Origin of the sequence: Arthrobacter sp. ISL-30 (genome assembly GCF_018613855.1) — a bacterium.
In the GTDB taxonomy this organism is placed as follows: Bacteria; Actinomycetota; Actinomycetes; order Actinomycetales; family Micrococcaceae; genus Arthrobacter.
Map to the genome: position 1 here is coordinate 74,986 of NZ_JAGGPK010000007.1, position 7,059 is coordinate 82,044.

At 59.8% G+C, this 7,059-nt stretch carries 9 protein-coding genes; 5 read left to right on the forward strand and 4 right to left on the reverse strand.

Features of this window, described 5'->3' with window-relative positions; translation table 11 throughout:
- Positions 1 to 67 precede the first annotated feature (67 nt).
- Positions 68 to 409, reverse strand: a complete 342-nt coding sequence (locus tag J7E82_RS02760) for a hypothetical protein (RefSeq protein ID WP_214860113.1) — start codon at positions 407 to 409, stop codon at positions 68 to 70.
- Positions 410 to 461: 52 nt separating this feature from the next.
- Here J7E82_RS02760 and J7E82_RS02765 point away from each other — a divergent pair, with 52 nt between their 5' ends.
- The 3 genes from J7E82_RS02765 to J7E82_RS02775 all read left to right on the forward strand — a co-directional run bounded on the left by J7E82_RS02765 (position 462) and on the right by J7E82_RS02775 (position 4,262).
- Positions 462 to 2,366 carry a L,D-transpeptidase family protein gene (locus tag J7E82_RS02765; RefSeq protein WP_214860115.1) on the forward strand — a complete coding sequence of 635 codons (1,905 nt, stop codon included), beginning with the start codon at positions 462 to 464 and terminating at the stop codon, positions 2,364 to 2,366.
- On the forward strand, positions 2,350 to 2,955 hold the full coding sequence (locus tag J7E82_RS02770) for a hypothetical protein (protein WP_214860117.1): 606 nt from the start codon (positions 2,350 to 2,352) through the stop codon (positions 2,953 to 2,955). The genes J7E82_RS02765 and J7E82_RS02770 overlap by 17 nt, the downstream gene beginning before the upstream one ends.
- Positions 2,956 to 3,179: 224 nt before the next feature.
- The gene (locus J7E82_RS02775) at positions 3,180 to 4,262 is read left to right on the forward strand and encodes an RNA polymerase sigma factor (RefSeq protein ID WP_214860125.1); all 1,083 of its coding nucleotides are present in this window, start codon (positions 3,180 to 3,182) and stop codon (positions 4,260 to 4,262) included.
- Between the two features lie 9 nt (positions 4,263 to 4,271).
- Here J7E82_RS02775 and J7E82_RS02780 read toward each other — a convergent pair whose 3' ends face one another.
- Positions 4,272 to 4,658: a nuclear transport factor 2 family protein gene (locus tag J7E82_RS02780; protein ID WP_214860127.1), complete on the reverse strand. Its 387-nt coding sequence runs from the start codon at positions 4,656 to 4,658 to the stop codon at positions 4,272 to 4,274.
- Positions 4,659 to 5,381: 723 nt separating this feature from the next.
- On the opposite strand from J7E82_RS02780, the gene J7E82_RS02785 reads away from it, so the two are divergent.
- The gene (locus tag J7E82_RS02785; RefSeq protein ID WP_214860129.1) at positions 5,382 to 5,678 is read left to right on the forward strand and encodes a hypothetical protein; all 297 of its coding nucleotides are present in this window, start codon (positions 5,382 to 5,384) and stop codon (positions 5,676 to 5,678) included.
- Between the two features lie 33 nt (positions 5,679 to 5,711).
- On the opposite strand, the gene J7E82_RS21280 is transcribed toward J7E82_RS02785, so the two are convergent.
- Together J7E82_RS21280 and J7E82_RS20485 are read right to left on the reverse strand one after the other, a co-directional pair.
- Positions 5,712 to 5,825, reverse strand: a complete 114-nt coding sequence (locus tag J7E82_RS21280) for a hypothetical protein (protein WP_374223579.1) — start codon at positions 5,823 to 5,825, stop codon at positions 5,712 to 5,714.
- A complete protein-coding gene (locus tag J7E82_RS20485; protein ID WP_251041351.1) occupies positions 5,773 to 6,105 on the reverse strand; it encodes a hypothetical protein in 333 nt (110 codons plus the stop codon). The genes J7E82_RS21280 and J7E82_RS20485 overlap by 53 nt, the downstream gene beginning before the upstream one ends.
- 9 nt (positions 6,106 to 6,114) lie before the next feature.
- On the opposite strand from J7E82_RS20485, the gene J7E82_RS21145 reads away from it, so the two are divergent.
- The gene (locus J7E82_RS21145) at positions 6,115 to 6,483 is read left to right on the forward strand and encodes a fibronectin type III-like domain-contianing protein (RefSeq protein WP_214860133.1); all 369 of its coding nucleotides are present in this window, start codon (positions 6,115 to 6,117) and stop codon (positions 6,481 to 6,483) included.
- Positions 6,484 to 7,059 lie beyond the last annotated feature (576 nt).

Below are 7,059 nucleotides of genomic sequence, written 5' to 3' on the forward strand. Positions count from 1 at the left end.
GGCCGGTGAAAAAGGGGGAAGCACTGTCATGGACTCGGCCAGGTTGGTGATTTGACTTCTGGTCCGACTAGTTCATGGAGCAAAACGTGATTTCCTTTCCTGCGCGGAAAATCAGTGTGGCGACCCGCCTGGGGGCCGCCTCCTTGTGCACAGCCCTATGCGCCGTCCTGGTCCCGTCGGGGGTAGCCTCAGCTACGCCGACGCCCACTCCGACGCCGACTTCCGAACCGTCAGCGACGTCTTCGACACTGCCTGCAGCGACACCGGCACCCTCACCCAAAGATGGGGGAACCGCAACACCTTCACTGGAGGCACCTTCGACAGCGGCGACCGCCACTGTCGAAACGACAGCCCCAGCCACCCCTGCTGCTCCTGAACCGACGGCAACGGTGCCCTCGACTGGGACCACTGCCGCAGCCGGATTCCCTGTTCCGGGCCCCATCGGCGTCGAGCATGAACGTTTGGGCGGAGATACAGGCATCCTTGGTCCCGCCACGGCAGCCCAACAGTGCGGGCTGGCGCAAGATGGATGTCTTCAGGAGTTTGTAACCGGAACCATCGCTTGGACATTGGCCACCGGCGCGCACGCGATCCGTGGGACAATCAACACGGCATGGAAGTCAAGTGGCGGAGTAAGCAGCAACCTCGGATACCCCGTCGGCAGTGAAGAATGTGGCTTCGCCGAGGGCGTCTGCCGCCAGCAGTTCCGTCGTGGCTATATGTACAGCACGCGAGTTGGTACTTTCCCGATAATTGGCGCCATCAATGGAAAGTATGAGTCCCTTGGTGGTGCTAACGGCGTCCTCGGATATCCCAAGATTGCAGAGCAGTGCGGCTTTGTTGCCGGTGTCTGTCAGCAGCACTTCCAGCGAGGCAAAATCTACTACGTGCCTAATGTCGGTACCTTTCGGACCAGCGGCGCCATCAATGGCCTATATGAACAATTCAGTGGCATTAACGGCTATTTCGCTTACCCCACGGGTGATGAGGAATGCGGGCTGCCCAACGAGGTTTGCAGGCAGCGGTTCCGCTCAGGCTCTATCTACTTTGTGCCCGGGTATGGCACTTTCCCAACAATCGGCGCGATCAATGGAATGTACGAACAATATGGCGGCATCACGGGATACCTCGGCTCCCCGATAACTACGGAGCAGTGTGGACTGTCAAACGGTGCATGCCTGCAGAAATTCCGCCATGGAGGCATCTACTATGTTCCGGGGCACGGGACATTTACCACCATCGGTGCGATCAATGGCAAGTATGAGTCCCTCGGCGGCATCAACGGCGCACTCGGTTCCCCGATGGGTGGAGAAGATTGCCGGCTCAGGGAGGGCGCCTGCTTGCAGCGCTTCCAGCGGGGCAATATCTACTTCGTCCCCGGATATGGGACCTTCAAGGTCAACGGCGCGATCAATGGCAGGTGGGAGCAGTTCGGCGGCATCTTCGGCTACATGGGCGCCCCTAGAAGTGATGAGGAGTGTGGGCTCCGTTTTGGCGGATGCGTGCAGACGTTCAGGAGCGGCAAGATGTACTACGCGCCAGGCATTGGCACCCAGCCGGTCTGGGCTGGCCTCGGCAGCTACTACAATTCCCGGATGGCCCAGAACGGGGCCATCGGCTATCCGACCACCCCGGAGAGTTGTGACAGCGCCGGTAATTGCGTCCAGGGTTTCCAATGGGGCCATTTGCAATGGCTCAATGGCCAGGGCGTCCGTTGGGTCCTTGGGTCAGATGGGTATTGTCCGGCCTTAAACTCAGGCGCCGTGAAATACACCACCGCCGACGCCGGTCGCGTCACCTTGGTGATTGCCGACGAATACCGAGCGACGCAGGTGAAATTCGTGACCTGTGTCAGGCGGGCAGACGGTCAGTATGTTCCTGAATGGGGTGCCATCGGCTCGGCCGGCGAATCAGGTTTCGCTCGACCCGGCGTCGCCACCGGCCCGACCTGGCAGGCGTACTCTCCGACGGGCTCGTACACCGTGACGGAAGCCTTTGGCCTTGGCAACCCTGGAACAGCCCTCTCCTACCGAACCCTGAACCCCTTCTCCCGCTGGGGCGGCCAACTGAATGCGAACTACAACAAGTACTTTGAATCCAGCGCTGATATCTTCCCCGATGAGAACATGTGGTACTTCGCCACACGACCGACCAACGACTACCGACAGGGAGTTGTCATTAACTACAACAGGCCGCCGGATTCGCCGATCATCATGAATGCCGGTTTTGCCATATTCGTCCACGGCAACAACAAACCGACGTGGGGATGCATCGCTTTGAACGATCGCGATCTTCTCCAGTTCATGCGCACAGCGAACCCGGGCGACCGCATAGTGATGGGAGTAGGGTATGACATCTTCAACTAGATTGACGTGGGCCGCCGCAGCGCTGACTGGGGCTGCCCTGCTAGTCTCCTGCGAAGCCACGGGTGACCCGGCTCCGACTAGTTCACCTACGAAGACCGAATCCCTGACCCACGATGGGCAGACCATACAGCCTGCAGCTGCCGAAGACTGCTCCACCCCTTCGAGGGAAGAGTTGCGTAGCTTCCTGGGTGAGACCGCGAAGCAGATACAGGCACCGGCGGCCAAGTCTTCGGTAAAGGACGGGGTGACTGCATTAAGCTGCACCTACTCCCTGGTGCCCGTCGCTGAGGGGCAAGCCGCAGATCCCGGCAACGCCGTCATCATCGCCACTACTACCGTGCCAGACCAGGCGAGATTGGATTCTCTGGGCATTCCTCGCCTGATGATGTCCGCGGGACCAGTCGCCGGTATGGATAAGACGTGGTTCTCAATTAATAAGCTGTCGGAAACCACTGAATACGTACTGGAAACGGTGCAGGGGATGACTGTCATCCGGGCCCAGCTTAACCTGCCGGCAGCTGGCCCCGAGGTCAGCCAGGCGCAGGAGAAGCTCCTCCAAATCACCGGAAACCGGAACAAGAACAGATGATCAGCTAGATCCGCTGCAGGATGAATCGGCAAAGGCACTCCCTGGGGGAGTGCCTTTTGCCGTTCGACTACTGGTTGGAAGTCCCGAATATGACGTTGTGGCGTAATAGTCGTGTTCTTTATGAACAAAACTCCGCTTGCTTGTTTGGTTGTGTTCGAATCCTCCGTATGTAGTGGATTGTTAGCGTTCCCCAATGCGGAAAAACCGCGCCAAAGAAGGCACTAATGAATCAGCCAGGTTTTGCTCTGGAAGTGGGGACTCCAGAGGCACCAAGTAATGACACGTCCTACGGACGGTTGCAGCTTCTCGCGCGTTCGACGCCGGAAGACGCCACAGATCCGGGCCAAGTCAGCCGGAACTCGATGGCGCCCGACGACGAGTCCGAGGAAGGCTTGCTCAGGAGGGGCGGCGACGGCAGCCTCGGCGCTATGACGCGGCTGTACGCAGATCATTGGGATGCGGGCGTGGCCTTTGCCTACAGTCTCACACGAGACCTGAACGACGCGGAGGACATAGCTTCACTTGCCTTCCTGAAGGTTTTTTCGGCGGCTCAGAACGGAAAGGGCCCAAGCGGACCATTGCGTCCCTACTTGTACCGGGCTATCCGAACCTGCCTTGCCGATCACTGGCGGCGACGCAGCTACGAATACACCACTGATCAATTGCCGGATAGTGGTGTGGAGGACCGAGCGCTTGAACTTGTCGAGAGCGCAAAGGATCACGCCCTGGCGTCAAAGGCGCTGTCATCACTGCCCCCGCGCTGGCAGCAGGTTATTTGGCACACGGACGTGGTGGGGCTGCGCCCGCGCCAGATCGCACCCCTGCTGGAGATTGAGGCAAACGCTGTTTCCGCCCTGCTTCGGCGGGCCCGGCGCGGTCTTCGCGAGGCTTACCTCGTGGAGTACATCCGATCGACATCTCCGGATGAATGCCACGATTTGCTTCCCCTGCTGGCCCGGGCGGTCATGGACAGCGCATCTGCCCGAGACTCGCTCACCATCAGGAGGCACACCCGCACCTGCCAGGACTGTCGGAAGGCACTCGGCCGCCTGCACCATATACATTCGTCCATGCGGGCGGCTGCGGTCCCGCTTAGCGTGGGAACGCTGATTTCCACCCACCTTTCCAACTGCTCGGAAGTGGGCTGCCAAGTCTTTCACGATTTCATGCAGTCACCCCTCATCGTCGGGATCATCGAAAAAGTCGATGCAGGCCTGGCCCACAAATCCTCGATAGCGAAGGCCGTAATATCGTCGATGACAGCCATTATTAAGTTCTGGGGCATAAAAATCGGCACCCACGCCTGAAATCCGGTGTCAGTAGATCTCAGTGATTTGGGACCAAACAACCTGCCAGGCCCCATTGCTCTGTTCATAGGCGTCTGTGTGCCAGTATCGGGCAGGCGGCAGCGGGCACCCGCCGAACACGATTTCCCGCCGCGCCTCGCAGCGCAGGACGGCGGCATTCCCATGAAGTCGAACCGCTATTTCCCCTGGTTCCCAGGAAACGTAGTTGATTTCTCCGGTCTCGACGGCGGTAAGATACTCGTCCCGGGACATGGATTGGCCGACAGCAGTAACCAGACGGAACTCCGGGCTGTGTAGCAGCCGCGCAAGGGCGATATCGCCCTCCACGAGTGCCTGGATCCGTGCCTTTTCGATGGAGCGCAGCTGCTCCACCGGGTTCGTCATCAGATCAAGCATGCGGTCCTTTCGTTCGCACGGGGCTAAGCCTGCTGGACAATTTTCACACGGTCGATGCGAGATTGGGAATGCGCCACGATGGCGCAGGGTTGCATGGCGCTTTTTCGTAATGTTCAGGCTTGAGAAGCGCCGGTGATTGGATCGCCATGTTCCGGGCAGTCGCTTGAGGTCGGTCTTGGATGTGCAGGGTGATAGCGCCAGCGTGGGCAGGTACAGCCGGGATACCTGTTCGTGGGCCGCGACCAGGACGATTCCGCGCCTGTTCCTACGACGGGATCGTGCATGGGGCACACTCCCGCAGTGACCCCTTTGGACGAGACAAGCTCCCGTGGCGAGGCCCAGGCGGGCACCACACACAATGGCTGGATAACACATGCATTGGCCTGGAGGACACTTCTTCGGATTCCTTCTATTAGCAGTAACACCCAAACAAAGTGGGAACGCTCACATCGAGTATTGGCTTTGACTCCGATCACCGGCGCTCGGAGAGTCTAGGCGTTATGCCTATTAAGACCGGGCTTCAACGGAATCGTGACGGGATTCACTCCGGCCTGCCTGGACGGATGAAGCGGGTGTGCGCGCGGGAGGCGAGTATCGCCGTCGTAATGTGTTCCGCGTCACGAAACTGGTCAAAGCCCGTCTTATAAGTAGCGGGGCTCTTCCCGCAATCCTGATGCGGCCACTGAGGGAAGGCCGGAACGACACCAAGGGAAAGACCCAACTATGCGCACAGCACGCTCCGCCGAATTGCCGCCACTCGACCGGCAGGCTTTGAAGGTACTCACCGCCATATCGAGGGCACCGAGCATGGCCATACTCAGGACCCTCGACGGCGGGTCATGGCACACCCATGGCGAGATCTCCGAAGCGTTGTCGTTGTCTGCCGAAGACGTGCTGCCCCACCTTCTCGCGCTACAGGGCATGGGAGTGATCCAGGAAGAGCACGGACGATTCGGATTGGACAAGGGAATCCTCAAGGTCATGCTGGGCCAGACGTATGTGAGCGCTGTCAGTGCTTAGCGCGGTCCTTATGCCGCTCCGCTGCTGCGTTGTCTAGGCGGAAGAGCAGCCACAGCTTTCGCGTACCGCCAACTGGACAGGCAAGTGTCGGTTCTCAGGGGGCTTCTCCGGGTTGGTGGACTTGTCTGTGAGGATTCTTGCCGCCAAACGGCCTACCTGCTCCATTGGCTGACTCACTGTGGTCAGTGACGGTCGTATCGGAAGAAACGGTGAAGTCACCAGGGCCGGGGAATTGCAGCCGGGTCAGTTTGTGGTCGTGCAGCAGGTGTTGGGTGAGTTCCCGCATCCCTCCCGCGTTATCGACTGTGATGTGGTTCAGGGCGTCGCCGTGAGGAGGCTCGGCTATCTCCACCACTGGGATGCGCCGGGCGATGAGTTTCAGGACATAGGCCGGTACTGACTTGGAGAAGATTGCCAGGCCGTCCACCCGTCCACGGTGACCGCTACGCCGACCTCCCGCAGGACCCCCTCTTCGCCTTCGGCCAGGGACTCAGCTACACCACCGTCGACTATAAAAACCTCCCGCGTCCTGTCGGAAAACGTCGCCGCCGACGGGCGGATAGGCACCAAGCTGACCCTCACCGACACGGGAAACCGCCCTGCCCTGGAGACAGTTCAGGTGTACGTGGCCGATCTCATCACGAGCGTGACATGGGCTGAACGCGAACTGAAATCCTTCACCAAAGTCCACATCATGCCCGGACAGACCGTGGACGTCGAATTGTCCCTTCCCGCAGAATCCTGCTCGCTGGTAGACCAGAACGGCCACGCATCGTCGAACCGGGAACCTTCGAACTGCTCGTAGGCCGGCACTCCCGGGACCCAGACATGCTCTCAGCGAGCTTCCGAATCGGCGTCTAGTAGAGGGCCATTGACGCTGGAACTCCCCGGCTTTGACGGCTCGACGCCGCTGCCGCCCTGGCATTTGCAAGGCAATATGCTGCAGCCGGGATCAAAGACGGGGAGTTCCAGAAAGGAATTGCCCGGAGCCAGCCATAGGAGGCCGGGCCGGCGTCGAGCACCAGCTGGCGTGCCTGCCTGTTGGCACCCAAATCGACCTGCAGCCACTTTTCGGCTCTTCAGGAGTGAATTTGGCTCGGCCGCTTTAACCGCGAAGTCCGGCTCTGCAAGGGGCAGAGCCGGACTTCGGCTATTGGATGCGGAGCTAGTCGGTTTGTCTCTTGTGGGACGCCCGTTCGGGTTTGAAAATGTCCTTGTGGTCGCCTGCCGACGCCGTCCATCTATGGTTCGTTGAGGCCGTGAGCTAGCCGGGCGTTGGGGATCACGCCGTGGGCCCTTCACTGTTTCTTTTGCCGAGAACGAGGACTAGATTCCTTTTTCCCCGGTGATCTCCACGGGCGGCCGCGCATGCATTTACAGC

Bases quoted from the DNA above. Each gene is read 5' to 3' on its own strand.
- J7E82_RS02770 (WP_214860117.1), top strand. From the start codon at position 2,350: ATGACATCTTCAACTAGATTGACGTGGGCCGCCGCAGCGCTGACTGGG.
- J7E82_RS02775 (WP_214860125.1), top strand. From the start codon at position 3,180: ATGAATCAGCCAGGTTTTGCTCTGGAAGTGGGGACTCCAGAGGCACCA.
- J7E82_RS02780 (WP_214860127.1), bottom strand. From the start codon at position 4,658: ATGCTTGATCTGATGACGAACCCGGTGGAGCAGCTGCGCTCCATCGAA.
- J7E82_RS02785 (WP_214860129.1), top strand. From the start codon at position 5,382: ATGCGCACAGCACGCTCCGCCGAATTGCCGCCACTCGACCGGCAGGCT.